22 protein-coding genes are annotated in these 25,234 nt (G+C 60.4%); 5 read left to right on the forward strand and 17 right to left on the reverse strand.

The features are described 5' to 3' along the window. Positions 1-79: 79 nt before the first annotated feature. A complete protein-coding gene (pbpC, locus tag CE636_RS08565) occupies positions 80-2,404 on the reverse strand; it encodes a peptidoglycan glycosyltransferase PbpC (RefSeq protein ID WP_017900434.1) in 2,325 nt (774 codons plus the stop codon). Then, the gene (locus tag CE636_RS08570) at positions 2,405-7,354 is read right to left on the reverse strand and encodes an alpha-2-macroglobulin family protein (RefSeq protein ID WP_017900433.1); all 4,950 of its coding nucleotides are present in this window, start codon (positions 7,352-7,354) and stop codon (positions 2,405-2,407) included. It lies immediately after the preceding gene. 206 nt (positions 7,355-7,560) lie between these two features. Between CE636_RS08570 and sseA the strand changes: the two genes are divergently transcribed. From sseA to CE636_RS08585, 3 genes are all read left to right on the forward strand, one after another. Then, positions 7,561-8,418, forward strand: coding sequence for a 3-mercaptopyruvate sulfurtransferase (gene sseA, locus CE636_RS08575; protein ID WP_017900432.1), 858 nt, complete (start codon positions 7,561-7,563; stop codon positions 8,416-8,418). Between the two features lie 164 nt (positions 8,419-8,582). Next, complete coding sequence (locus tag CE636_RS08580) at positions 8,583-9,233, forward strand: DUF5066 family protein (RefSeq protein ID WP_025999262.1); 651 nt, start codon at positions 8,583-8,585, stop codon at positions 9,231-9,233. Between the two features lie 101 nt (positions 9,234-9,334). Next, positions 9,335-10,177, forward strand: a complete 843-nt coding sequence (locus CE636_RS08585; protein ID WP_017900430.1) for a hypothetical protein — start codon at positions 9,335-9,337, stop codon at positions 10,175-10,177. Between the two features lie 66 nt (positions 10,178-10,243). On the opposite strand, the gene sseB is transcribed toward CE636_RS08585, so the two are convergent. From sseB to trmJ, 11 genes are all read right to left on the reverse strand, one after another. Further along, on the reverse strand, positions 10,244-11,020 hold the full coding sequence (sseB, locus tag CE636_RS08590) for an enhanced serine sensitivity protein SseB (protein ID WP_004201877.1): 777 nt from the start codon (positions 11,018-11,020) through the stop codon (positions 10,244-10,246). A 96-nt stretch (positions 11,021-11,116) separates the two neighbouring features. After that, positions 11,117-12,403: an aminopeptidase PepB gene (pepB, locus tag CE636_RS08595; protein WP_004201874.1), complete on the reverse strand. Its 1,287-nt coding sequence runs from the start codon at positions 12,401-12,403 to the stop codon at positions 11,117-11,119. A 107-nt stretch (positions 12,404-12,510) separates the two neighbouring features. Continuing rightward, positions 12,511-12,711: a Fe-S cluster assembly protein IscX gene (gene iscX / locus CE636_RS08600; RefSeq protein ID WP_002913954.1), complete on the reverse strand. Its 201-nt coding sequence runs from the start codon at positions 12,709-12,711 to the stop codon at positions 12,511-12,513. 1 nt (position 12,712) lies between these two features. Continuing rightward, a complete protein-coding gene (gene fdx, locus CE636_RS08605) occupies positions 12,713-13,048 on the reverse strand; it encodes an ISC system 2Fe-2S type ferredoxin (RefSeq protein WP_004201872.1) in 336 nt (111 codons plus the stop codon). A 1-nt stretch (position 13,049) separates the two neighbouring features. Next, positions 13,050-14,900, reverse strand: coding sequence for a Fe-S protein assembly chaperone HscA (gene hscA / locus CE636_RS08610; RefSeq protein ID WP_017900429.1), 1,851 nt, complete (start codon positions 14,898-14,900; stop codon positions 13,050-13,052). Between the two features lie 15 nt (positions 14,901-14,915). Continuing rightward, entirely contained in the window at positions 14,916-15,431 is a 516-nt protein-coding gene (hscB, locus tag CE636_RS08615; RefSeq protein ID WP_004201868.1) for a co-chaperone HscB, read from the reverse strand. A gap of 74 nt (positions 15,432-15,505) precedes the next feature. Continuing rightward, positions 15,506-15,829 carry an iron-sulfur cluster assembly protein IscA gene (gene iscA, locus CE636_RS08620; protein WP_002913979.1) on the reverse strand — a complete coding sequence of 108 codons (324 nt, stop codon included), beginning with the start codon at positions 15,827-15,829 and terminating at the stop codon, positions 15,506-15,508. A 17-nt stretch (positions 15,830-15,846) separates the two neighbouring features. After that, entirely contained in the window at positions 15,847-16,233 is a 387-nt protein-coding gene (iscU, locus tag CE636_RS08625; protein ID WP_002913991.1) for a Fe-S cluster assembly scaffold IscU, read from the reverse strand. Positions 16,234-16,259: 26 nt separating this feature from the next. Next, positions 16,260-17,474, reverse strand: coding sequence for a cysteine desulfurase (gene iscS, locus CE636_RS08630; RefSeq protein WP_017900428.1), 1,215 nt, complete (start codon positions 17,472-17,474; stop codon positions 16,260-16,262). 178 nt (positions 17,475-17,652) lie between these two features. After that, complete coding sequence (gene iscR / locus CE636_RS08635) at positions 17,653-18,144, reverse strand: Fe-S cluster assembly transcriptional regulator IscR (protein WP_002913993.1); 492 nt, start codon at positions 18,142-18,144, stop codon at positions 17,653-17,655. 252 nt (positions 18,145-18,396) lie between these two features. Then, positions 18,397-19,131 (reverse strand): tRNA (cytosine(32)/uridine(32)-2'-O)-methyltransferase TrmJ, encoded by a 735-nt coding sequence (trmJ, locus tag CE636_RS08640; RefSeq protein ID WP_017900427.1) that lies wholly within the window; start codon positions 19,129-19,131, stop codon positions 18,397-18,399. A gap of 120 nt (positions 19,132-19,251) precedes the next feature. Between trmJ and suhB the strand changes: the two genes are divergently transcribed. Further along, positions 19,252-20,055, forward strand: a complete 804-nt coding sequence (gene suhB / locus CE636_RS08645) for an inositol-1-monophosphatase (protein WP_002913995.1) — start codon at positions 19,252-19,254, stop codon at positions 20,053-20,055. 46 nt (positions 20,056-20,101) lie between these two features. Here suhB and CE636_RS08650 read toward each other — a convergent pair whose 3' ends face one another. The 3 genes from CE636_RS08650 to CE636_RS08660 all read right to left on the reverse strand — a co-directional run bounded on the left by CE636_RS08650 (position 20,102) and on the right by CE636_RS08660 (position 22,647). Beyond that, positions 20,102-20,938 (reverse strand): hypothetical protein, encoded by an 837-nt coding sequence (locus tag CE636_RS08650; RefSeq protein ID WP_017900426.1) that lies wholly within the window; start codon positions 20,936-20,938, stop codon positions 20,102-20,104. A 99-nt stretch (positions 20,939-21,037) separates the two neighbouring features. Then, the gene (locus tag CE636_RS08655; protein ID WP_017900425.1) at positions 21,038-22,018 is read right to left on the reverse strand and encodes a nickel/cobalt transporter; all 981 of its coding nucleotides are present in this window, start codon (positions 22,016-22,018) and stop codon (positions 21,038-21,040) included. Next, a complete protein-coding gene (locus tag CE636_RS08660) occupies positions 22,009-22,647 on the reverse strand; it encodes a DUF1007 family protein (RefSeq protein WP_004201860.1) in 639 nt (212 codons plus the stop codon). Before CE636_RS08660 ends, CE636_RS08655 begins: the two co-directional genes overlap by 10 nt. Before the next feature lie 124 nt (positions 22,648-22,771). On the opposite strand from CE636_RS08660, the gene csiE reads away from it, so the two are divergent. Further along, positions 22,772-24,049 carry a stationary phase inducible protein CsiE gene (csiE, locus tag CE636_RS08665; RefSeq protein WP_017900424.1) on the forward strand — a complete coding sequence of 426 codons (1,278 nt, stop codon included), beginning with the start codon at positions 22,772-22,774 and terminating at the stop codon, positions 24,047-24,049. Here csiE and CE636_RS08670 read toward each other — a convergent pair. Further along, complete coding sequence (locus CE636_RS08670) at positions 24,046-25,182, reverse strand: 3-phenylpropionate MFS transporter (protein ID WP_017900423.1); 1,137 nt, start codon at positions 25,180-25,182, stop codon at positions 24,046-24,048. The two genes, csiE and CE636_RS08670, sit on opposite strands and share 4 nt — an antisense overlap. Between the last annotated feature and the right edge of the window lie 52 nt (positions 25,183-25,234).

Consider the following 25,234-nt stretch of genomic DNA (forward strand, 5'->3'; position numbering starts at 1 on the left):
GCCTACGGATGAAGGTAACATTTTGTTAAAATAAGATGAGTATTGAAAACACAAACCGCCAACAACAAATTTACCCTGGTTATTGCAGGGTGAAACGCGCGGCCGCCGTTTGCCCTGCCTCATCCATCACCACCAGCTGCCACTCGCCGGGCTTATCCAGGGTTAGCGTGGTTCTCGCGCCGGCGGCATCTATCGGCTGGCCGTTGATAAACCACCAGCGCCGCCCTTCCCCGCCGCTGGTTTGCAGGGGCAACATCACCCGCGCCTCGCCCGGCAGACGTTTAATCACCGCCCCCTCGCGGACCCCGGAGAGCACCAGCGGTGCGACATCCTGAGTTTGCAGCGGCGGACATGCCCTTGATGCCGGCCCCAGACGCGCGGCGCGACGCTCACCCGGCGGTAGCCAGGGCTCCAGCGGCAGCGGCCAAACCTCAACCACCGTTTCGCGCGCCCCGGGACAATCCGCCGCCACCCGTTCGCCGTGTTCATTACGCCACACTGGGAAGCGGATCCCGCGCACGCCCTCCTGCCCCGGCAGCAGCAGGGTCGGCGGCTGGCTGTCTTCCAGCAGCCAGCTGGCCAGGCGACGACGGCAGTTGCTGTCGCCCGCCGGCAGCGCCTGGCCGCCGGGCCAGCATAGCGTCCCGCGGCTGACCGTTGCCGGGCGCGGATCGACCGGCAGGCCGCCGCGGCTCATCGCCGGGCGGGCGAGCAGCAGATTATTGACCTGATTGAGCAACGGCACCGCGCTGGCGAAACCAAACTGCCCCACCACCGGCGTACCGTCCGGACGCCCGGTCCAGATGCCTATCAGATAACGCGCATTGAGACCCACCGCCCATGCATCGCGATACCCGTAGCTGGTGCCGGTCTTCCAGGCCAGCGGCGCCACTTGCGGGAGTGAGGCATCGGGAACCGGTTGCGCTTCGCCGGCCAGGATGCGCCGGACGATCCACGCCGCCCCCGGGGATAGCAGCGCCCTTTCCACCAGCGGGTCTCCGGGCTTCATGCGCAGCCGCGCCGCCTTCCCGTGGCGGGCAAAGGCGCTGTATGCCGCGACGATATCTTCCAGCCTCGCCCCGGCGCCGCCGAGGATCAACGACAGATTTGGCTCGGCGCCGGCGGGCAGCATCAGGGGCAACCCGGCATTGCGCAAATTCGCCGCGAAACGTTTGGGCCCGTAGGCTTCAAGCACCTGGACCGCCGGTAGATTCAGGGAGCGCACCAGCGCCTCGCTGGCGCTCACCGGGCCGTGAAAGCCGCTGTCAAAGTTACCGGGGCGATAATCGCTAAAGCGCCGCGGCACATCCTGCAATAACGACGACGGATGAATCAGCCCCTCATCCATCGCCAGCGCATAAATGAAGGGTTTCAACACCGACCCCGGCGAACGGACCGCCGACGCCATATCAATGTGGCCAAAGCGGCTGTCGTCCGTAATATCCGCCGAACCCACCCAGCCGCGGACTTTCATATCCGTGTGATCGACCACGACCATCGCCAGCGAACTGCGCGGCGGCAGGCGCGATTTCCAGTTCAGCGCCAGATCCTCAAGCTGCCGCTGGAGTCCGGCATCGAGGGTCGTCACCACCTTTTCATCACCACTGCTCGCCAGCGCCCGACGGGCGAAGAGCGGCGCCAGCTGCGGCATCTGGCGCGGAAACAGCCACACCGGCTCCTCCATCGCCTCCTTTACCGCCTGCTCCGGCCAGACGCCCTGACTGACCATACGCGCAAGCACTTTATCGCGCGCCGCCTGGGCCCGCTGCGGCCAGCGGTCCGGACGTAAACGGCTGGGCGCCTGGGGCAGCACTGCCAGCAGCGCCGCCTCGCCGTAGCTAAGCCTGGCAGGCGGCTTCCCGAGATAGGCCCAGCTGGCCGCGCCGATACCCTGCAGGGTGCCGCCAAACGGCGCGCGGTTCAAATAGAGGGTCAGAATGTCGCTTTTTGACAGATGCCACTCCAGCTGCAGCGCACGCCATAGCTGGCGCAGCTTGCCGCCGAAAGTGCGGGGGTGGGGATCGAGCAGGCGCGCCACCTGCATGGTAAGCGTGCTGCCGCCGGAAATGACCCGCCCGGAGGTAAGATCCTGCCAGGCGGCGCGTACTACAGCGAAGGGATTGACCCCCGGATGGCGCCAGAACCAGCGGTCTTCATACTGGATGAGCGCCTGAAGATAACGCGGCGACACGTCGGCGAGAGTGACCGGATAACGCCAGACGCCCTGCGCGTCGGCAAACCGCCACAGCGGCGTCCCGTCTTCCGCCACCACCACGCGGGCGGGCGTAACGTCCCGTAGCGGCAGCGGCCACAGGCGATCGGCAGCCAGCACCGCCAGCCACAGCAGAAAAATAAACGCTGCCAGCCCGCGCCAGCAGCGTTTTACCCGAGGCAATACGCGCATTTACGGCGTCACGGTGAGCGGGCCGCTGGCCGCTCCGGTCGCCCGCCACTGCGGCACATACATCGATTCCACCTGCGGCTGCGGGACCTGATAAGTGCCCGGCGTCACCGCTCGCGCCAGATAGACCAGCGTCACCGGCTGACCTTCATTGACCGCGACTGCGGCGACGAAGCGGTCATCGCGGAACTCGATATGCTGAATATCCGCCTGCTGCATCTGGTTAAGCAGGTTTTGCACCGCTTCGCCATTCTCCTGCAGGCTGGCGCTGCTGTTGGCCAAATTCTGGTTTTCCAGCTCCAGACCGGCTGGCAACAGATCAACCACCAGCGCGTCAGGCACGTTGCGTTTGGCGGTCACCTCCAGCTTGACGAGTACCAGTTCGCCGCTGCGCAGTGATGACAGCGATTTCTGCTGCCCCTGGGTATCGAAAATAGTTCGTTCAATCCCCAGGACGTTACCGCCCGGCTGCGGCGCGCTTTGCGGATAGCCGCTGCTGTCGAGGCGCAGCCACAGCGGCTGGCTGCCGGTGTTGCTCACCTGCAGTGCCGCCAGCCGATCGCCGTCGAGGTTGCGGGTTTGCGCTTTGTCGCCGGTCAGCGGCTCCGCCTGCAGCGAGGTTTGCGCCTGCCAGCTGCCCGGCAGGTCGGCCAGCGTCCGTCCGGCAAGGAACAGGGCGTTGGTTTCCTGGGTCGACAGCCAGCGCTGGCCATAGGCCTCTTCCGACAGCGTGCTCAAAAGCTGATTTTGCACCTCCGGCAGCAGCTTATTCTCTTCCAGCAGCGCCAGCTTCAGGGCGTCATCGCGAAGCGGGCTACCGTAATCGCCCAGCCAGCGTTTCTCATCCTGACGCGGGGTGGCAACCGCCAGCTTCAGCGCGGCGTCGCCGCGCGGCGCATCACCCATGGTTTTCAGCGCGATGCCGAGCTGCAACAGCGGCAAGCCGGATCGCGCCTGGTCGTGACGGCTCCAGATTTCACGCAAGGCGCCGAGGGGGGCTTTTTGCTGACGCGCCAGCACCAGCGCGGCATAGGCCTGAGCGGCAAAGCGGCTGGCCTGGGCGTCGTCGCTGTAGCGTACGGTCATCAGCCCCGGCTCCTGCAGGTAGCGCAGCAGGCGTTCATTGCCTTTATTGATAGCGTTGACCGGCACGCTGTAACCCTGCTCGCCGGCGCGAACGAGGAAATCCATGGCGTAAGCGGTCAGCCAGTACTCTTCCGGCCCCTCTTTATCCCATAGCGCAAAGCCGCCGTTTTCCAGCTGCATCTGCAGCAGGCGCGAGATGCCGACATCGATTGCCGCGCGGCGTTTTTCGTCGCTATCGCCGCTGATGCCCAGCGCCTTTAGCTGCGCCGCGCTGGTATACAGGGACGGGAACAGACCGTTGGCGGTCTGCTCAAGGCAGCCGTAAGGATAGGCTTTCAGATCGCGGATATAACGCGCGAGATTCAGCGGCGGCTTGCCGCTGAGCAGCAGCTGGCCCTGCAGCGTCTGCGGGGCGAAACCTGCCGATTGTGCCGCTGGCGCCTGCCAGCTTTCGCCGGGCTGCAGCACGGCGCCGCTGTTGACGGTCTGCGCCGGGAACGCCGGACGAACGCCGATTTTCCACTGTTTCTGCAGCGGGGCGAAGGTTTCCCCCGGCAGGCTCAGGCCGCTGATCGTGGCGTTCACCTGGCCATCGCCGAAGCCCGCCAGCGCGCTCACCGGCACAAACAGCGTGCTGCGTGCCCCCGGCGCCAGCTGCACCGGCGGCAGTTGACCCTCGGTCAAGGACACCAGCCCGCTGGCGGCAAGATGCACCTGCAGGGTTTGCGGTTTATCGGTCAGGTTGCTGAGATCCAGCGCCAGACGCGTAGTGTCGCCGCTGGCGAGGAAGCGCGGAGTGTTCAGCTCGGCGATGACCGGGGCGGCCACCACCACTTTATCTTCGCTGCTGCCAAAGTCATTCGCCGTCCAGGCCTGAGCCATCACCCGCAGTTCGCCGTTAAAATCACCGATCGGCAGCGTCACCGTCCCTTCGCCCTGATCGTTCAGCACCACCGGCTGCGCTTGTTGGGCGATGATGGTCACATGGTTAACCGGCGGTTTACCGCCACGTTTTAACTCGTCGCCATCGCCGCCGAAGCGCAGGCTGGCCACACGTCCCTGTCCTTCAATGACCTGGCCGTAAATATCATAGATATCCGCCCCATAACGTTTCTGGCCAAAGAAGGCGTTCCACGGATCCGGGGTGGCGTAATCGGTAATATTCAGCACCCCGCTATCGACCGCCGAGAGCAGAACGTTCACCTGTTTCGGCGCCTCGCCCTCTTTGACGCTGGCTTTCACTTTCACCGTCAGCGGCTGGTTGGGGCGCATTTTATCCGGGGCCTCCAGCGCCAGCGTCAGGCGACGGTTTTCATCGCCCAGCGGCAGATGCAGCAGGCCCACCGCGCGTTTCGGCGTCGCCGAGCGGGATTTATCGCCAGGACGAACCACCAGTGTGCTGAGGTAGAGGTCGTGGCGATTCCAGGCTTTATCCACCGGGATCGACAGGTCCATCCCCTCGGCAGGTACGTCAATCTCCTGCCACCACAGCGGCCCTTCGCTGGATTCCACCATCGCGTAGCCTTTACCCGCCGCCGGGGCAGCAATGTGCAGCCTGATGGTGTCACCCGGCTTATAGCTCGGTTTATCCAGCTTCATGGTGACCCGGTCCGGGCGCGCTGCGCCGGTGCCTTCGCTGTTATCCTGCCAGCTGTAGCCCGCCCAGAAGCGCACGCTGCTGACGACATCGTCCGGTCCTCTCACCTCCAGGCGATAGGAGCCCCACTCTACCGGAAAGCTCACTTTACCGATCTGGCCGGCCTGCAAATCCAGCGACTCCTCGCCCTCCTGCAGATCTTTTTGATCGAACTGCGACTGCCAGCCTTCGCTGTCGGACCAGTTCCAGTAATAATCGCGGCGCTCGCGGATCAGCCGTACCTGCAGGCCGGAAACGGCTTTTTTCTCGCCTTTGGCGTCGGCATAGACGATATCAAACGCGGCGTTGCTGTTTTCATCCACCACCGGCTGCTTCACCGTGGTGTCAGTGCGGTAGTCGTAAACGTCCTTCAGGGTAAATTGCGGGCGGATCCCCGGCAGCGCCTCGGCAGGCCAGATCGGCTGCATAACCGTACGGGTGACCGGACGCCCGCCCGACTCCAGCAGGCTCGCCTGCAACACCACCTGCAGCGGCGAATGGCTATCCTGCCACTGGCTTGAGGTCGTCACTTCACCATGGCCGTTTTCATCCAGCGTCAGCTGGACTTCATCAAGGCTGCGGGAGAGATTTTCTTCCGCGATATCGCCGAACTGGAAGCCCGGCAGAGCGGCGACGGCGTCGCGCAGCGGGCGCAGGAACAGTTTGCCCTGCAGCTGGTTGCCGCTGGCCGGCGCGCCGTAGAGATAAGCGCCGCTGACGCCAAAGGCGACATCGGCATTCGGCGCGACAGGCGCCGCCTGCGGCGTCAGCTTCAGCGCCATGCGTTCCGGCATGAAGTCTTCGACGTGGAAATCCCATTCGCGGGGCTGATTGTCGCCGGTGCTGGCGCGAATGTGCCACATGCCGGTGGCCGCGCCGCTGTCGAGCAGATAAGTAAACTGGTACAGGCCGTTAACCGGCTTGCTCATCACCGAGCGGATCACCTGGCCATCCGGCTGGACCACCTCCAGCTTCACCGGCTGTTCCGCCAGCGGCTTGCCGTCGCTATCGCGCAACAGCGCATTGAGGATCACCGTTTCGCCCGGACGATAGAGATCCCGTGGGCCAAACATAAAGAACTGTTTACTGAAGCCAGGCGCGCCGGCAATGGAGAACTCCGCCAGATCCAACGCCGGCAGTTTGAGGTCAAGGAGCGTGGTCTGCCCCTCTTTGCGCGCCAGCAGCAGCGCGGCTTCTTTATCGGTTTGCAGGGTGACGTGACCCTGGCTATCGCTTTTCGCCTGCGCCAGGGTCTGCCCTTTGGCGTTGAGCAACTGGACGTCGATACCAGACTGGGCGGCGCCGTTTTCCAGGCTCTGGGTAAAGACGTCCAGCCGGTTGTGGTAACGATGCGCCGACACGCCGATGTCGCTAAGGGTAAACAGCGTCGCCGCGTTGCTGTAGCTATAATGACCCGCCGGGTTCATGACCGCCACGTAGACGCCAGGCTGCTGGAGCGGCTTGATGTCGCTCAGCGGCAGCAGCAGCTTTTCGCGGGTATTGCGCGCCGGATTGAGGTCAAAGCGGCCGCTGTATACCAGATCGGCCATCTTCAGCAGCTCGTCGGATTCCCAGTTGCTTAATGAATTGCGGTATTCCCACTGACTGACGAAGGCCGAGAGCGATTCCGGCTTAATGCGGAAGAAGTTCACGTCGACGTTATCGACGTTCAGCGCCATCACCGGTAGCCCGGCGATCACGTTGCCCGGCAGCAGCGAGCCGCGGCTGGCAAACCCAACGCTTGGCGCGATATCACGGGTGGTCAGAGTCTTCTCGAATGGTTTATCGAGCGTCGCCTTGTTCAGGGCGACCAGCGTCGGGTCGACCGAGACAATCAGCTCGCGCTTTGGCTCCAGGTGACGCAGACGCAGCTCTTTGAGGTTCGGCGCCAGCTCCCAGGCGCCATCTACCTTACCGCTCTTCTTATCCACCAGGTGTACGCTGCGGGAGAAATCCTGGTCCGGCTGCAGCGGCACGGAAAAGGTCAGCACCAGGGTCGCGGCGCCATCCAACTGCACCTCCGAGGCGTCGAGCAGCGTCAGCGCTTTGCCCTGACTTTTTTCCGCCAGCGCCGCCAGCTGGGCGCTGTCCGGTTTTGCCGCCGCGCCAGGGCCGCTATCGGCGGCCGGCGTCGGGGCCGTAGCCTGCGGTGCACCGCTGTCGTCACACCCGGTTAATGAAAATGCGGTAAGGAGCGCCAGTGACAGCGCCGCTAAACGAAATGGTTTCATCCTTCTAACCCCTCGGCCGGTGGGCCTGATGCAAATTATCACTTTTTATTATGCGTTAAGGCGGCGCTTCTCAACAGTGATGACGCGGGTTTCTGCCGATTAATCAGAAAAGTGCCGTGACGTCGTCCCCACTCTGGCGTCCTTAACTTGTCAGCACCCGATAAAACGCCGACAATTCAGTCATGAATAGTAAAACGGAGGCACCTATGTCCACCTCGTTTTTTGTCGCCGCCGACTGGCTGGCGGAACATATTGATGACCCGGAGATCCAGATTATCGACGCCCGCATGGCGCCCGCCGGACAGGAGGCCCTGCGCGATATGGCCGCGGAGTACCGCGCCGGCCATGTGCCGAACGCGCTGTTTTTCGATATCGAGGCGCTGTCCGATCACACCAGCCCGCTGCCGCATATGATGCCGCGCGCCGAGGCGTTTGCCGTCGCCATGCGCGAACTGGGCGTCTGCAGCGATAAGCACCTCGTGGTTTATGACGAAGGCAATCTGTTTTCCGCGCCTCGCGCCTGGTGGATGCTGCGCGCCTTTGGCGTGGAGAAGGTGTCGATTCTGGCCGGTGGACTGGAGGGCTGGCGCCGCGACGAACTACCGCTGGAACAAGGGGTGCCGGAGGTGGCCGAAGGGGAATTCGACGTGCGCTTCGATCCTCAGCAAATTAAGCGCCTGACCGACGTGCTGCTGGTCAGCCATGAAGGGTCGGCGCAGATTGTCGATGCGCGTCCGGCGGCCCGGTTTAACGGCCTGGCTGACGAACCGCGCCCGGGCCTGCGGCGCGGGCATATCCCCGGCGCGCTTAACGTGCCGTGGACGGATCTGGTGATTAACGGCGAGCTGAAGACCGTCGACGAGCTGAACGACATCTTTTTGCGTCAGGGCGTCGATTTTGACCGGCCCATTATCGCCAGCTGCGGCTCCGGCGTGACGGCGGCGGTGGTGGTGCTGGCGCTCACCACGCTTGGCGTGAACGGCGTCTGCCTGTACGACGGCTCATGGAGCGAATGGGGGGCGCGCAGCGATCTGCCGATTGAACCGGCTCCTGCCGCTCAGTAAACGCCGTATGGCCGCGGGCGCCCCGTTCCGCGGCCACTAAATAATTTCTGATTTTCCCCGCCTCTTTCTCCTGCCAGCCGCTAAACCGGTTACTCTGTGCTGCCGCAGGGCTTGCGCCTGCCGTGTTCGCTTTACTGCCACCCACTATATAAGGAAATTGAATGATGGCTTTTTCATTACCGGATCTCATGGATGTCGTACACAAGCACAACCGCAATCCCACCCCAAAACCGATGCCCGTAGAGGAAGTGGATCGCATGCGAGTACGGAAATACCGCGATCCGCAAAATAGCGAAACCGTGGCGCTTCCGGAAAGTTTGAAAGCGCTGCTGGCTTACGATTGCCAGCTGACAAGCCCCCACGGTCAACGGGTGCTGGAATCGGTTCTGGACGCCATTGATGAACATGGCGTCCTGCTTTCCGACTCGCTGGATGAAGATGCTTATTATATGAATGGCCTTGATATGATCGGGCTGGATATTGAAGAGCTGATGCCCGTCTGGAACGACGATCCGCGTCTTCCTGCCCTGATTCGCCTCTGCCATCCCGGAGATCAGCAGGTATTTATCTATGTCACCGAGCGTGATGAACAGGGTGAATATCCTGTCGTCCGCTTCGAGGGTAAAGAGAATGACCTTTGGCTGGCAGAATCGTCACTGATTGAATATCTGCAGGAGATTTTTGCCGGTGGAGATGAGAGCCACGACGAATGGCAGCATCAGCAAGCCCTCAACCAGGCACGCGATGGCGCCTTGCTGGAGCTGGAATATCTTCATGAGGATCTTTACGCCAGGCTCGAAGGTTGCCCTGACTAATTCACCATCTCCCGCCGAAAGCGCGCTTAACGGGCGCCGTCGGGGCCAGCTCCAGGAGGGAGCGCTTAATCCCTAACCTGATGTCACCACAAGGAGTGAAAATGGCATTAGTCTCCAACCCACATTCTGCTTATTCCCCGCGCCTTCCCTGGCTGGGAGGCATCGCTGGCCTGCTGGTCGGCGGCGCGATCCTCTATTTTTGGCCGCAATGGAACCGAACATGGTTAAGCCTGGTTCCTGCGCCCGTTTCCGTCTATACCCGCTTTCTCGGCGTCACTTTGGCAGACGTCCCGCTGATCACCTATGGTCATCAGGCGCTGCTGGGTTTTCTGATGGTGCTGCTCGCGCCCGGTTATGGTAAATCGACGCTTGCCGCATGGATAATGCACAACCCGGCGTCAAGCCGCCGCTGGCCCGGCGAGGTACTCCGTGCCTGGGTGACGAAATTTGGCCTGCTGGTCATGGTCTTTTGCAATCTGTTCTTTTTGTCCCGGGTCGGATCCGGGACCCTGGCGTTATATATTTTTATTCTCCAGCACATCAGCGTTGCCGCGGCGGTGACGTCAGGAGGGCTGCTGCTGCGTGACGCCCGACGTCTGGCCCGCACATTCGATGCTCAGCTGGCGGATCTGCGCCTTCTGATGCTCCTCACCCTCGGATTCCAGACGATTTTGCCGGCGCAGATCGCGCTGATGAGCGCCCGGGGCGTGAATACGCCGCTGGGCTGGTATATTGTCAGTGCGCAGATGGTGGGGGTGTTACTGGCGTTTATGCTGGTCGCCGGGCTGGTAGCAGCGCTACGCTATCTGCTGGGAGAGGAAAGGTGCCGGGCCTGGCGCGGGGATATGGCGCTCTTCAACGGCATCGTCACGCTGTGCGTGGCGGGATTTCTGCTCTATCACATGGTGTCAGCCTATCCGCGAATCGTTGCCGCCCTGCATTAATCTTTACCAACCCGCTTTGGCATCGAGCTGAAAGTATAGCGAAACCGGGGGCTGCCGCCCCCGCTGTCAGATAATGCGGTTTTGTTTGAAATCGCGCAGGAAGCTGCCCCAGCGCTTTTCATAGAACGGCGTGATATGGGCAATCATAAAGTGGCTGATGCCCTTCTCGCCGTCTACCACCTGGCAAATATCGATCGGCTCATCGCCGGGCAGGGTATCGGTGGCCACGCTGCCGGTGGTCTGAATAATGGACTCGATATCCCCTTCCGCTTCAATGCCGATAAGCAGATTAGCAGGCGCGTCGGCGTGCTCTTTGATCGAGCACAGGAACGCCCGCTTGACGGTTTTCAGCGTTTTGAACAGCGTGGTCAGCGAATCCACCATCTGCGCCGGCGGCTCGGCGACTTCAGACAGCAGCAGCGCTTCGCCCCCCTCCAGCACCGTCTGGGTGCTGAGCGGGCTGCCCTCTTCCCCGAGCAGATGGCTGATTTCCCGCGGGGTGAATTCTTTACCGCTCGGCAGCTTCGGGTTGAGGAACAGCGATTCGCCGAGAGTCATCGCCATCAGCGTGCGGGCCGGCATCATCACGAAAGCCTGTTCGTCTTCCACCGCCTGCTGCAGAGCCTCCAGCGAAGTGAAGAACGGAATGACCGACGTGCCGTCATCTTTTTCCCAGTGCTGCAGATCCAGCGCGCTATCTTCGACAATCTGCTCGCCATCGGCTGCGCTGCCCGGTACCCAGACGGTGGCCTCAAGCAGCGCGCTGAAAAATGCCGGACGATGAGCGGGCTCGGTAGCCGCTTTTTCCAGCAGGGTTTCTAATTCGTTTTTGGTTTCGGACATAGTTTGGCTACTTCAAAAATCGCCCGGCGGCGCGACGTCCGCACGGGCCTACGGATTTTCCAGGCCGGGTAAGCGTAGCGCTACCCGGCAAGGCCATTACTCAGCCGTCAGCAGATTGGCGATAGTACGTACGCCAAGCCCCGTCGCGCCCGCCGACCACTGCTCAACGGCCGATTTGCGGTAGGTTGCCGAACAGTCGATATGCAGCCAGCCCTGGTGGTAGTTTTCCACGAAGTGGGACAGGAAGCCCGCCGCGGTGCTGGCGCCGGCCGGATAGGCGGCGCTGCCGGTATTGTTCAGTTCCGCGAAGTTAGACGGCAGCTGATTACGGTGGAATTCGGCCAGCGGCAGACGCCAGAACGCTTCATTTTCCGCCTGGGCGCTCGCCAGCAGGCGATTCGCCAGCGCATCGTCAAAGCTGAACAGCGCGTGGTAGTCGTTGCCGAGGGCGGTTTTCGCCGCGCCGGTCAGGGTGGCGGCATCGACGATCAGCTCAGGCTTCTGCGCCGAAGCGTCAATCAGGCCATCCGCCAGCACCAGACGACCTTCGGCGTCGGTGTTCATCACTTCGACGGTTTTGCCGTTGCGATAATGAATAATATCGCCCAGTTTGAAAGCGTTGCCGCTGATCAGGTTGTCGGCGCAGCACAGATAGAGCTTCACGCGCTTATTCAGCCCGCGGGTAATGGCGAAAGCCAGAGCGCCGGTGACAGTCGCCGCGCCGCCCATATCAGACTTCATTGAATCCATAAAGGCGCTCTGTTTGATGCTGTAGCCGCCGGAATCAAAGGTGATGCCTTTACCTACCAGACAGGCGTATACCGGGGCTTCTTTATCGCCGGTCGGGTTATAGTCCAGCGCCAGCAGAACCGGCGGACGCTCGGAGCCGCGGCCGACGGTGTGCAGGCCGAGATAGCCCTGCTCACGCAGATCTTCGCCTTTGGTGATGCGATAGCTCATCTTTTCGCCCGCCACGCTGCACAGCAGGTCGACGGCGCGCTGCGCCAGCTGTTCCGGGCCCAGCTCTTCCGCCGGCGCATTGATGGTGTCGCGCACCCAGTCAATAATGGTCAGACGGTTATCCAGCTCGCTTTTCTGCACATCGTCCAGGGTCGGCCATTCAACTTTTCGGGTGCCTTTCGGGCCTTTATAGCCCGCCCAGAACGCCCACGCGCGGTCGGTGTTCCAGCCTTCGCCGCTTAACGCGACATGCTTGATGCCCATGCCGTCAATTTTACGCGCCGCGCGCTGAATCAAGCCCAGGTCGTCTTTACCGTTGAGATGCAGGGCAATGCCATCATTATTAATGCTGTAAGACGCCTTCTCTCCCCAGCGCGCATCGGCTGGCTGAGTGGAAAGCGTAATCTTCATGGCTTCGGTCATTATCATTATCCTTCTTAGCAAACGGGCCACCGTATGGCAGCCCGTAACGTTCTCTCGCTCGATGATTCATCCGACTTTATACCGCCGCATAAATCATGACGCGAAAATTATTCGGCTTCGTCTAACCAGACTAACAGAATCGCCTCGAGAATTTTTTCATTGGATGCGTTCGGATCATCATCAAACTCTTCCAGATCGCAAATCCACTGATGCATGTCGGTAAAGCGAACGGTTTTTGGGTCGAGGTCAGGGTAAGCGTCATACAGCGCTTCGCCGATTTCACGACTGTCGGTCCATTTCAGTGCCATATTAGTGCTCGCGTGCGTGGTTGATGGTGTAACGCGGGATCTCAACGACCAGATCTTCGTCGGTGACGCGCGCCTGGCAGCTCAGGCGGCTGTCAGGCTCCAGTCCCCAGGCTTTATCCAGCATATCGTCTTCATCTTCGGTACTTTCCGCCAGCGAGTCAAAGCCTTCACGCACGATGCAGTGGCAGGTGGTGCAGGCACAGGATTTTTCGCAAGCGTGTTCAATCTCGATGCCGCTACGCAGCGCCGCATCCAGAATAGTCTCACCGGTCTCAGCTTCCACAACGATGCCATCCGGACACAGGTCCTGGTGGGGCAGAAATACAATTTTTGGCATTTTAAACCTCGTCCACGGATTGGCCTTTCAGCGCGATACGGACCGACTGATCCATACGGCGGGCGGCGAATTCCTGGGTTTGTGTGTCGATATTTTTAATCGCTTCTTTAATGGCGTCGGCGTCGTCGCCTGCCGCGGCGGCGCGTACCTGCTCCGCAGCAGCATCGATAACCTGACGCTCCGCGGCGCTTAACAGCGCGGCGTCGGCGGCCAGCGCGCTTGTCAGGCTTTCCAGGACGCGTGCGGCTTCTACTTTCTGTTCAGCCAGCATGCGCGCCTGAATATCCTGTTCGGCGTAGCTCATCGAATCTTTAATCATGGTGGCGATTTCGCCATCGGTCAGACCGTAAGACGGTTTCACCTGAATAGAGGCTTCCACGCCGGTCGATTTTTCCATCGCCGTGACGCTCAGCAGGCCATCGGCATCCACCTGGAAGGTGACGCGAATATGCGCCCCGCCCGCCGGCAGCGCCGGGATACCGCGCAGCGCAAAGCGCGCCAGCGAACGGCAATCCTGCACCAGCTCACGCTCGCCCTGCATCACATGAATGGACATCGCCGTCTGGCCATCTTTGAAGGTGGTGAACTCCTGGGCGCGGGCCACCGGAATGGTGGTATTACGCGGGATCACTTTCTCCACCAGACCGCCCATGGTTTCCAGCCCTAACGACAGCGGGATAACGTCGAGCAGCAGCAGTTCGCTGTCCGGCTTGTTGCCGACCAGAATATCGGCCTGGATCGCCGCGCCAATGGCGACGACTTTGTCCGGGTCAATGGCGGTCAGCGGGGTGCGGCCGAAGAATTCGCCTACGCGCTCACGCACCAGCGGCACGCGGGTCGAACCGCCGACCATCACCACTTCCAGCACCTCTTGCGCCTCAACGCCAGCGTCTTTCAACGCCCGGCGGCAGGCCATTAACGTGCGTTTTACCAGCGGGGCGATCAGATCGTTAAACTGGCTGCGGGTAATATCGCCCTGCCAGCCGCCGACCTCAACGTGCGCCACCTCGGCATCGCTAAGGGCAATTTTCGCCGCGATGGCGGCATCCAGCAGCTCACGCTGCAGGCGGTTGTCGCTACGGTCGCTGAAGCCCGCCTGCTCGCGCAGGTAGTCCGCCAGCAGATGATCGAAATCATCCCCGCCGAGGGCCGAGTCGCCGCCGGTAGCCAGCACTTCAAACACCCCGCGGCTTAAGCGCAGAATAGAGATATCGAAGGTACCGCCGCCGAGATCGTAGACCGCAATCACCCCTTCCTGGCCGGAATCAAGGCCATAGGCGATAGCCGCCGCGGTCGGTTCATTAAGCAGGCGCAGCACGTGCAGACCCGCCAGACGCGCCGCGTCTTTGGTCCCCTGACGCTGGGCGTCATCAAAATAAGCGGGAACGGTGATCACCACGCCGTCGAGCTCGCCGGCCAGCGCTTCAGTGGCCCGGGCTGCCAGCGCTTTCAGAATATCGGCGGAGACGCGAATCGGGTTCAGCAGGCCGCCGGCGGTCTGGATCATCGGCAGGCCGTTTTCACTGGCCTGCAGCTGATACGGCAGATGCGGATAGCGATGTTGGATATCGGCGAGGGAGCGCCCCATCATCCGTTTCACGGAGCTGATGGTGTTGGCGGGATCCTGGGCGGCGTTCAGCCGGGCGTCATAGCCGACGGTCAGCCCCGATGCGTGGTAGTTCACCACCGACGGCAGCAGATAGCGGCCTTGATGATCGGGCAGAGTCTCGGCCTGGCCGCTACGCACGGTAGCCACCAGAGAATTGGTGGTGCCCAGGTCGATACCGGCCGCCAGACGACGCTGGTGCGGCGCGGCGCTCAGGCCGGGCTCACTAATTTGTAATAAGGCCATAATTACTTCCGAAAATTAAAAATCGAGCAGTTTTTCTTCGAGTTCTTCAGCACTGCTGCGCAGTTTATCGAGGAAACGGAGCTTACGCACCGTGTCCGCCGCCGCCTCCCAGCTCTCATTATGCAATTGGTCAACCATCAGCTGATGGCGGGTATCAAACAGCGCTTTCACTCGTTTGATAAAGCTTTCCAGCCGCGCTTCGTCTTTCGCCTGGCCGATCTCATCCAACTCTTCGCGCAGTTCCAGCTGTTCCATCAGGAACGCGGTATCGCGAACGGTATGCTGCTCGCTGGCCAGATCGAAGCCATGCAGCGAGAGGAGGTATTCTGCGCGGGTCAGGGGATGGCGCAGCGTCTGCCAGGCCTGGTTAATGGTGGCGGAATACTGAACCGCCGCAAGCTGCTCCGCAGCGGGCGCGCTGGCAAATTTATCCGGATGGTACTGGCGCTGCAGATCCTGATACCGGACAGCCAGTTGTTCAAGCGAGAGGGTATAGCTGGCTGGTAACCCGAAGAGGGTGAAATAGTCCATAGTAACCTCAGGGTCATGCATCTAAACGAAAACCCCACGCGCGGCGTGACCGCGGTGGGGTTGGGGTGTACCGATTATACGTTAAAGCTTTCGCCGCAGCCGCACTCATCTTTGACGTTCGGGTTGGTGAACTTAAACCCTTCGTTAAGGCCTTCTTTGACGAAGTCCAGCTGCGTGCCGTCGAGGAATTGCAGACTTTTGCCGTCGATCACGACCTTCACGCCTTTGTCTTCAAACACGGTGTCTTCAGCCGCCGGCTCGTCAACAAACTCCAGTACATAGGCCATACCTGAGCAGCCGGAGGTTCTCACGCCCAGGCGCAGGCCAAACCCTTTTCCGCGGTTTGCCAGGAAGGCATTGACTCGCGCTGCTGCACTGTCGCTAAGAGTAATCGACATAACAAAACCTCAACTAATTATTTTGCTTCACGTTTGCTTTTGTAATCCGCAATCGCGGCTTTAATCGCGTCTTCCGCCAGAATAGAGCAGTGAATTTTCACCGGCGGCAGTTCCAGTTCATCGGCGATATCGGTGTTCTTGATCGCCTGCGCTTCGTCCAGGGATTTACCCTTCACCCACTCGGTGACCAGGGAGCTGGAAGCGATAGCAGAACCACAGCCGTAGGTCTTGAAGCGCGCGTCTTCAATGATACCTTCATTGTTGACTTTAATCTGCAACTTCATCACGTCGCCGCAGGCCGGCGCGCCGACCATGCCGCTGCCGACGTTCTCGTCGCTGTTGTCAAAAGAGCCGACGTTGCGCGGGTTCTCGTAATGATCGATAACTTTTTCGCTGTATGCCATGATGAATTCTCCTTATTGGTGCCGAATTAGTGATGTGACCATTCAATACTGTTCAGATCCACGCCCTGTTTGAACATTTCCCACAGTGGAGAAAGCTCGCGCAGACGGCCAATGGATTTACGAATCAGGTTGATGGCGTAGTCAATCTCTTCTTCGGTAGTGAAACGACCTAAAGAGAAACGAATAGAACTGTGCGCCAGTTCATCAGTCATGCCTAACGCGCGCAGCACGTAGGATGGCTCAAGGCTCGCGGAAGTACAGGCTGAACCGGAGGAAACCGCCAGGTCTTTCAGCGCCATAATCAGCGACTCGCCTTCAACATAGTTGAAGCTGACGTTAAGAATGTTCGGCGCGCCCTGCTCAAGGTCGCCGTTGAGGTACACTTCTTCCATATCCTTCACGCCGTTCCACAGACGGTTGCGCAGCGTGCGCAGACGCGCCATCTCGCTTTCCATCTCTTCTTTGGCGATACGGTAAGCTTCACCCATGCCGACGATCTGGTGAACAGGCAGAGTACCGGAACGCATACCGCGCTCGTGGCCGCCGCCGTGGATTTGCGCTTCGATACGAATGCGCGGCTTACGACGCACGTACAGCGCGCCGATGCCTTTCGGACCGTAGATTTTGTGACCGGAGAAGGACATCAGGTCCACTTTCAGCTGGCTGAGATCGATAGGCAGCTTGCCCACGCTCTGGGTGGCGTCTACGTGGTAAATGATACCGCGGGCGCGACACATCTCGCCGATGGTAGCGATATCCTGCACCACGCCGATTTCGTTATTCACATGCATGATGGAAACCAGGATGGTGTCGTCACGCATCGCCGCTTCCAGCTCTTTCAGATCGATAATCCCGTTGCTCTGCGGCGCCAGGTAGGTCACTTCGAAGCCTTCGCGCTCCAGCTGACGGCAGGTATCCAGAACCGCTTTATGCTCGGTTTTGCTGGTGATGATGTGCTTGCCTTTTTTCTGATAAAAGTTGGCAGCACCCTTGATCGCCAGGTTGTCGGATTCAGTCGCACCAGAGGTAAAGACGATTTCGCGCGGGTCGGCACCGACCAGCTCGGCAATCTGGTTGCGGGCGATATCAACCGCCTCTTCAGCCTGCCAGCCAAAACGGTGGGAACGGGAGGCCGGGTTACCAAAGGTCCCGTCCATGGTCAGGAACTGCATCATTTTCTCGGCAACACGCGGGTCCACCGGCGTGGTTGCGGAGTAATCGAGGTAAATCGGTAATTTCATTGCTCTTAAACTCCGTACATCACTCAATGCAAGGAATCAGGCAACCGGCTTGATGTACGACCGAGTACACGGAATGTCGGAGCATCCCGGCCTGATTCTGAAAGCTCTTTATAATCGTTGTCCCGCCGTTTCGCGCTGCCTCGCCCTGTCAGCCGCAGCCCGAAACGGGACGGGTCACTCAGGCGCGCAGTTTAACGTCGATCGCGTCCTGGGTGCGCGCATTGCGCTGGGTTTCGTGCTGATGCTGACGACCGGAAACATCGAGGATCTCCTGGTTATTCACCAGTTCTCCGAGGGTGATATTGTTCAGGAAGCCGGTCAGGCGCTCGCTCAGATCGCGCCACAGCGCGTGAGTCAGGCATTTATCGCCGCCCTGACAGCCGCCCTTGCCCTGGCAACGGGTGGCGTCAACGGATTCGTCCACGGCGCTGATGACTTCGCCGACGGCGATACTGCCGGCATCTTTACCTAACAGATAACCACCGCCTGGGCCACGAACGCTGGAAACCAGGCCATTTTTACGCAGGCGAGAGAACAGCTGTTCCAGATAGGAAAGCGAAATTCCCTGACGCTCTGAAATATCTGCCAACGGCACCGGGCCCGTTTCAGAGTTGAGCGCAACGTCAAGCATCGCGGTCACGGCATAACGCCCTTTAGATGTCAGTCTCATGTCTTACTTAACCTCAAACTCGCCCCTGGCCGGGCTTTTTATTAATATGGGTATTGCATAGCAGGGCCAAGTCTGACATTCCCGAGTAATTTGGTCAACTATTTACTTGACTGTTTTAGTCAGGTATTTGGCTTTCCGTGCCGTTATTAATTTCGAGCCGCTCCCGGGGTCGGCCAAAGGCCTCGCCCGGGCTACAACAGAGATGTAGATTCGTAGGCCGGATAAGCGAAGCGCCATCCGGCGTTAACGCTCTTACTTACCTTTATTCTGCTGCTCAATAGACGCCAGCATGCCGCGCAGGATGTTCAGCTCCTGGCTTTCCGGACGTGCGCGGGTGAACAGACGACGCAGCTTGTTCATCACCTGCCCCGGATGATTCGGGCGGATAAAGCCCGTCGCCAGCAGCGTCTGCTCAAGATGGTCGTAGAATCGCTCCAGATCGTCCACCAGCGGGTACGGCGCCTCTTCATGTTCAACCGCCGGCTGCGCTTGCTCCTGCGCCGCCAGCCAGGCCATCCGCACTTCATAGGCGATAACCTGCACCGCCATCGCCAGGTTCAGCGAGCTGTACTCCGGATTGGCGGCGATGGCCACATGGTAGTGACACTTCTGCAGTTCATCGTTAGTCAGGCCAACGCGCTCGCGGCCAAACACCAGCGCCACCGGCGCATGCTGGCCTTCGGCGATGCTTTTCAGACCGCATTCGCGCGGGTCGAGCATCGGCCACGGCAGCGTGCGGGAGCGCGCGCTGGTGCCAACCACCAGGCTACAGCCCGCCAGCGCTTCATCAAGGGTATCGACGATCTGCGCGTTGCCAATGACGTCGCTGGCGCCCGCAGCCAGAGCAATGGCCTGGGAATCAGGCTTCACCAGCGGATTGACCAGCCACAGGTTGGTTAAGCCCATGGTTTTCATCGCGCGGGCAACGGAGCCCATATTGCCGGTGTGGGAAGTTTCTACCAGTACGATTCGAATATTTTGCAGCATTATGGTTCTTCGGCTAAAGATTATTCGGGCATGCTACCATAAAACGGAGACATAAGCAGATTTCGCTGTTATTATATGCGCCGTTTTTTCCCGTTCTTTAACATCCAGTGAGAGAGACCGATGCATCCGATGCTGAACATCGCCGTGCGCGCCGCGCGCAAGGCGGGTAATTTAATTGCCAAACACTACGAAACGCCAGACACCGTAGAAACCAGCCAGAAAGGCAGCAATGATTTTGTGACCAACGTCGATAAAGCCGCCGAAGCGATTATTATCGAAACCATTCGCAAATCTTACCCGCAGCACACCATTATCACCGAAGAAAGCGGTGAACACGCTGGTGAAGAGCAGGATGTTCAATGGGTTATCGATCCACTGGATGGCACCACCAACTTCGTTAAACGTCTGCCGCACTTCTCTGTTTCCATCGCCGTACGCATCAAAGGCCGTACTGAAGTCGCGGTGGTTTACGATCCGATGCGTAACGAACTGTTCACCGCGACCCGCGGCCAGGGCGCGCAGCTGAACGGCTACCGTCTGCGCGGCAGCAACGCTCGCGACCTCGACGGCACCATCATCGCGACCGGCTTCCCGTTCAAGGCGAAGCAGCACGCCACCACTTACATGAATATTCTCGGCAACATGTTCACCGAATGCGCCGATTTCCGCCGTACCGGCTCCGCCGCACTGGATCTGGCCTACGTTGCCGCCGGCCGCGTTGACGGTTACTTTGAAATCGCCCTGAAACCATGGGATTTCGCCGCAGGCGAGCTGATCGCTCGTGAAGCAGGCGCTATCGTGTGCGACTTCACCGGCGGTCATAACTATATGCTGACGGGTAACATCGTTGCCGGTAACCCGCGCGTGGTAAAAGCGATGCTGGCGAACATGCGCGAGCAGCTGAGCGATGCGCTGAAGCGTTAATCTCTTACTGATGTCAAAAAGGAAGCCGCGGCTTCCTTTTTTTATGTCATGACAGCATCCTCAGGATCTGGCGAATCACCGCATTACCGCCAATACAGAGCACCGTCAGGCCGCTAAATAAAGCCAGCGGTCCGCGCCAGCGCAGGCAGCCCTGCGGCCCCAGCCAGCACCGGAAACACAGCGCGATTCCTACCGTCGCCAGGCGAGCGAGCAGCACGCCTACCATCGCCGGAACCAGCAGCAGCCATCCCCACAGCGGCAGCTCATACTGCTGCGCACTGAGTAAAATCCATACCAGCTGAAACGGCAGATAAAAACTCAGGGCAAAGATCAGCGGAATGCGAATATTGCCTGCCGGTGCGGCAACGCCTTTAACGCCGCGCCAGCCGTCGCGCAGCAGTATTGCTGCCAGCACCAGCGTGGCCAGATAGCAAACGTCGTTACAGATGCCCGCAATCTGCATTAGCCTGTCGCTGCTTAGCTTACTCATAAACGCGAAACGCCAGAAAATGATCACCAGAAAACCGAACTGCAACACCCAGCTGCGCAGGATCCAGTCGACCATCTCCCGCGGCGAGGGCTGGTTATGTACAGCCCAGGCGACGATGGGCAGTTTACTGTGCCCGGGATGGCAAAAGGCCAGCACGAAGCCTGACAGCGTCAGGGTGGCGTAGGCCACCAGCGGGATATCCGCGACACTCGCCACCCCGAATCGCATAACATACGGCATGGCGTGGTAGACGCGCACCAGATCGGACGGCCACCAGCTGGCCAGGGCTGGAAACCAGAAGACGATCGCCAGGCCCGCCAGCAGCCCGGCGGCGCCGGCGCAGCCATAATAGAACCGCCCGTTCTGCGCGGGAGAAACGATATTTGCGGCCATAGCGACTCCTTGTCATCCGCCGAAAAGCGGAAAACTAGAGCATCGCCGCGTCAGCGGCAAGCGCCGGTGCCCACTTTCGGATTTGCGCCCGACGCCTGGCTAAAACGGACGGATCCCGCCGCCGGCCGGGAAGGCGCTGAACCACATCACGCCTGCCGCCGCCAGCAAAATGACGCCGCCGGCCAGCGCCAGCGTCAGCCAGCCTACCTGGCGCCACAGCGGCGGCGCCTGATGCTGACCCAGCTTCACCGCCAGCTGGCGAAAACTGTGCACCAGCAGCGCCAGCGCCGTGATAGTCAATGAGGTCCCTGCCGCCATCGCCAGCGCCGCCGCCATCCCCCAGTTGAACACCCCGATCACTTTGCTGAACAGCAGGACCATGATCGCCCCCGAGCAGGGACGCATGCCCATCGACAGGACAATCACGGTGCGAGCCCGCCAGTCATCGCCGGCCTGCAGCTGCTCCGGGGCCGGGAGATGCTGATGCCCGCAGCCGCAGTGTTCGTTATGAACATGATGCGGGGTGAACGCGGTAAACGTTGGCCGGCTCAGCAGCAGACGCAGCTTTTTCAGCGCCCGCCAGCAGAGCAGCAGACCTAACGCGCCCACCAGCAAATAGCTGCCCTTCTCCAGCCAGAAACTGCTGAGATGCAGCTGGCGCGCTGGCAGCTGCAGTAGCGCCAGCACCACCACCACCAGCGCGATAGCCACCAGCCCCTGCAACAAAGAGGCGGCCAGCGTCAGGTTAATACTCGATTTCAGCTTTGAGGGATGGGTGGCAAGCCAGGTCGTAATGACAATTTTGCCGTGGCCGGGCCCTAAGGCATGCAGCACCCCGTAAACGAAGCTGAATCCAAGCAGCGACAGCCCCGCCGCAGCCGGGTTCTCCGCCACCGCCTGCAGCAGGCGGCTGAGCTCCAGATTGAGCGCGCGCTGCCAGACCGCGCTCTGCATCAGCACCTGCGGCCAGGCCAGCCACAGCCAGATGCCGCCCGTTACGCTCACGGCCAGCAGCAGCGCCAGCGGCCACAGCGCTTTCCAGCGCGAAGTTCGCGCGCGGGGGGTAAAAATTACTGACATGTCAGCGTCACCTTCTGGGCAAAATAGCTGCCCAGCGCCATATCCTCAGGCGGCGCATCCGCTTTATCCAGCGACTGGGCGTATGAGAGCATTTTGTCATTCGGTTTTGGCGTCATCACCGTTGCCTTACAGACGGCCTGCAGCGCGGCGGGCAGGGAAAAATCGCTATCTTTGTCATAAAACATATCGACATAGTAGGTCGGATCGAAAGTGGAAAAGGTAAACGTCTGCCCGGCAACGGGTTGCGGCGTCGCCAGCGGCAGGGTAAAGGTCAGTACCGCCTGCAGGCCGTCGCGCTCAAGACCGTAGCCGTCGGGGCGATTGTCAAATTTCACCCGCTGGCCGTTGTGCCACAGCTCGCTGAAATAGTGCTGGCCGAGCACGTTGGCCATCACCTCCGCCGCCAGTTTTTTCCATACTTCGCTACCCGGTTTAGCGTTTCCGGCGTCGTAAAGCAGATCCGAGGAGGTTATTTCATCCATTGTCCAGCGCATTTTAAAGGCGCTCAGCAGGCCGTCTTTGACCACCGGCTCGCTCTGCAAACTGATGAAGCTATGCGGATGCGCAGCGGCTGTCCATGATAAAACCATGAAAAACGCCGCGCTGGTGCATTGTTTCACTCTGTTCATCTGTTCCTCACGTGAAAAATTCTGTGAACTTCGCCAGCAATCCTGAGCTAAAGCGGGCGCACTTCCCTGCCCCCGCCGCCGTCATTGTCTATCCTTAGCGGAAACCCTAACTGGAACTTACCAGATGATGACCGTCATTGAACCACCATCTGCGCTTTCCAGTCCACAGCGCCGTAGCCAGGTGCTCCTGATGTTTTATCTGCCCGGACAGTCGGTAACGACTGAACGGCTTGGCAGAATCAACCTCGTTGATGAGACCACGGCCCGGCAGGATATCGAGGAGACCGGACGCGAAATTCAGCGTTACCACCGCCTGACCCTTCGGTCACAGGTGGACGGCAGCTATCGGATTGAAGGCGCCGCGCTCGACCAACGTTTATGCCTGCTGCATGCGCTGCGGCGGGGGCTGCGCCTGTGCCCGCAGTTCGTTAACCATCATTTTACCCCGGCGCTGAAAACGCAGCTTAAACAGGAAGGCATCGCCCGTACCTTGTACGATGATACCAACCTGCAGGCGCTGGTGAACCGTTGCGCGCGAGCGCTCAATCGCCAGTTCGACTGCCGGGACGTCCAGTTTCTGCGCCTGTACCTGCAGTACTGCCTGCTTGAGCATCACCGGGGCTATTCACCCGACTTCAATGATGAACAGCAACGCTGGGCGCAGACCGCCGCCGAGTTCACTCTGGCGCAGGAGATTGTCCGCCACTGGCAGCGCCGGGTCGGCGCTCCGCCGCATGTCGGAGAGCCTTTTTTCCTCTCGCTGCTGTTTATGATGCTCAAAACCCCCGATCCGCTTCGCGATGGTCACCCGCAGGATCGACGCCTGCGGCTGGCTATTTCCGGCCTGATCCACCGCTTCCAGATGCTCGCCGGCAGGTCGTTCAGTGACGAGCAGGGGCTGAGCGACCAGCTTTATATTCACTTGTCGCAGGCATTGATCCGCAGCGTGTTTGCCATCGGCATCGACAGCACGCTCACGGAGGAAGTGAGCCGGCTCTATCCTCGTTTACTACGCACCACCCAGGCGGCATTGAGCGAATTCGAGGAGGCCTGGCACGTCCGTTTTAATGAGGAAGAGACCAGCTTAATCGCGGTGATCTTTGGCGCCTGGCTGATGCAGAAAAGCGACCTGCACGAGAAGCAGGTTCTGCTGCTGACCGATGATAATCCGGATATGGAAGCGGCCCTGGAGCAGCAGCTGCGCGAACTGACGCTGCTGCCGCTGAATATCAAATACCAGAGCGTAGAGCGCTTTCAGAAGGAAGGCGCGCCCAAAGGGGTGACGCTTATCGTCACTCCCTATGCGACGGCGCTGCCGCTGTTTTCACCGCCGCTGATCCACGCGGAGAACTGCTTCACCGAACGCCAGCAGCAGCATATCTGCGCGATGCTCGAGGACTAGGCCGCCACCGTTTTTGGCCGAATAGCCAACGCCGGGATGGTCAGCAGCGCCATTACCCAGAACACGCCCTGGTGCAGGTGCTGGTAGAGGAAGCCGGCGAAGACGGTCATAATGGCGATACTCCCGCCCATCGCCACCGCGGAGTAGACGGCCTGCAGGCGGATCACTTCGCTGCCCTGGCGGGCGGCGATATAGCGCATCGCCGCCAGATGACACACCGTAAAGGTCCCGCAGTGAAGGATCTGCGCGAGGATAAGCCCCGGCAGCGCTGTGGTCCAGCCCATCAGCGTCCAGCGAACCAGCCCGCACAGGGCAGAGAGCAGCAGCAGATCCCGCGCGCTGAAGCGGCGGAACACCTTTTTACTCAGCGCGAAGATCACCACTTCCGCCACCACACCTAACGACCACAGATAACCGACCGCCGAGGCCGAATAGCCGGCCTGCTGCCAGTAGATGGCGCTAAAGCCATAGTAGGCGGCGTGCGCCCCCTGCAGCAGACAAACGCAGGCGAGAAAGCGCCAGCTTTGGCGCACCAGCGTCAGCCAGGCCGCCATTCCGGCCCCCTGCTGCTGGCGCGACGCCCCCTGAGGCATCACCGACGGCTTAAGCAACATGCCGAGCAGCATCGAGGCGACGCCCAGGCTTAGCATCAGCAGGATCGCCCGGTAATCGAACAGGCTCACCAGCTTACCGGTCAGCGCCGAACCAATCACAAAGGCAATAGAGCCCCATAGCCGCACCCGGCCATAGTCCATGGTGATCTGCTTTTGCCAGGTATTGGCCAGAGCATCCGTCAGCGGCACCAGCGGCGAAAAGAACAGGTTGAAGCCCACAATGATCGCCAGCAGCCATGCTACGTGGCTGCCGGCCCAGAAGGCCAGCGCGAAGAGCAAGGTTAACAGCGCCAGCACGCGCAGCGCGGCGATCAGCCGGGAGGGATCGCTCACCCGCGGGGCAATCAGCAGGCTGCCGAGAAAACGGGCCACCAGACCGGCGCCAAGCAAAATGCCGATGGTTTCCGGGGTCAGCCCGTTGCCGGCCAGCCAGACGCTCCAGAAGGGCAGAAAAATACCGTAGCTAAAAAAGTAAGTGAAGTAACTGAGCGCCAGCCAGCGCGTGGAGTGCAAGACCATGATTTCCTCCCGAATGGTGGCGATAGTCTGGCGATAAACCCCATCGTGAGTA

It is taken from the genome of Klebsiella sp. LY (assembly GCF_004010915.1).
Lineage (GTDB): Bacteria > Pseudomonadota > Gammaproteobacteria > Enterobacterales > Enterobacteriaceae > Klebsiella > Klebsiella quasipneumoniae.

Excerpts from the sequence above, each read along its gene's own strand:
- sseA (WP_017900432.1), top strand. The coding sequence starts at position 7,561 with ATGTCCACCTCGTTTTTTGTCGCCGCCGACTGGCTGGCGGAACATATT.
- pbpC (WP_017900434.1), bottom strand. The coding sequence starts at position 2,404 with ATGCGCGTATTGCCTCGGGTAAAACGCTGCTGGCGCGGGCTGGCAGCG.
- csiE (WP_017900424.1), top strand. The coding sequence starts at position 22,772 with ATGATGACCGTCATTGAACCACCATCTGCGCTTTCCAGTCCACAGCGC.
- CE636_RS08660 (WP_004201860.1), bottom strand. The coding sequence starts at position 22,647 with ATGAACAGAGTGAAACAATGCACCAGCGCGGCGTTTTTCATGGTTTTA.
- pepB (WP_004201874.1), bottom strand. The coding sequence starts at position 12,403 with ATGACCGAAGCCATGAAGATTACGCTTTCCACTCAGCCAGCCGATGCG.
- fdx (WP_004201872.1), bottom strand. The coding sequence starts at position 13,048 with ATGCCAAAAATTGTATTTCTGCCCCACCAGGACCTGTGTCCGGATGGC.
- iscS (WP_017900428.1), bottom strand. The coding sequence starts at position 17,474 with ATGAAATTACCGATTTACCTCGATTACTCCGCAACCACGCCGGTGGAC.
- iscA (WP_002913979.1), bottom strand. The coding sequence starts at position 15,829 with ATGTCGATTACTCTTAGCGACAGTGCAGCAGCGCGAGTCAATGCCTTC.
- sseB (WP_004201877.1), bottom strand. The coding sequence starts at position 11,020 with ATGTCCGAAACCAAAAACGAATTAGAAACCCTGCTGGAAAAAGCGGCT.
- CE636_RS08650 (WP_017900426.1), bottom strand. The coding sequence starts at position 20,938 with ATGGCCGCAAATATCGTTTCTCCCGCGCAGAACGGGCGGTTCTATTAT.
- iscR (WP_002913993.1), bottom strand. The coding sequence starts at position 18,144 with ATGAGACTGACATCTAAAGGGCGTTATGCCGTGACCGCGATGCTTGAC.
- CE636_RS08655 (WP_017900425.1), bottom strand. The coding sequence starts at position 22,018 with ATGTCAGTAATTTTTACCCCCCGCGCGCGAACTTCGCGCTGGAAAGCG.
- hscB (WP_004201868.1), bottom strand. The coding sequence starts at position 15,431 with ATGGACTATTTCACCCTCTTCGGGTTACCAGCCAGCTATACCCTCTCG.
- hscA (WP_017900429.1), bottom strand. The coding sequence starts at position 14,900 with ATGGCCTTATTACAAATTAGTGAGCCCGGCCTGAGCGCCGCGCCGCAC.
- CE636_RS08585 (WP_017900430.1), top strand. The coding sequence starts at position 9,335 with ATGGCATTAGTCTCCAACCCACATTCTGCTTATTCCCCGCGCCTTCCC.
- CE636_RS08670 (WP_017900423.1), bottom strand. The coding sequence starts at position 25,182 with ATGGTCTTGCACTCCACGCGCTGGCTGGCGCTCAGTTACTTCACTTAC.
- iscU (WP_002913991.1), bottom strand. The coding sequence starts at position 16,233 with ATGGCATACAGCGAAAAAGTTATCGATCATTACGAGAACCCGCGCAAC.
- iscX (WP_002913954.1), bottom strand. The coding sequence starts at position 12,711 with ATGGCACTGAAATGGACCGACAGTCGTGAAATCGGCGAAGCGCTGTAT.
- trmJ (WP_017900427.1), bottom strand. The coding sequence starts at position 19,131 with ATGCTGCAAAATATTCGAATCGTACTGGTAGAAACTTCCCACACCGGC.
- suhB (WP_002913995.1), top strand. The coding sequence starts at position 19,252 with ATGCATCCGATGCTGAACATCGCCGTGCGCGCCGCGCGCAAGGCGGGT.
- CE636_RS08580 (WP_025999262.1), top strand. The coding sequence starts at position 8,583 with ATGGCTTTTTCATTACCGGATCTCATGGATGTCGTACACAAGCACAAC.
- CE636_RS08570 (WP_017900433.1), bottom strand. The coding sequence starts at position 7,354 with ATGAAACCATTTCGTTTAGCGGCGCTGTCACTGGCGCTCCTTACCGCA.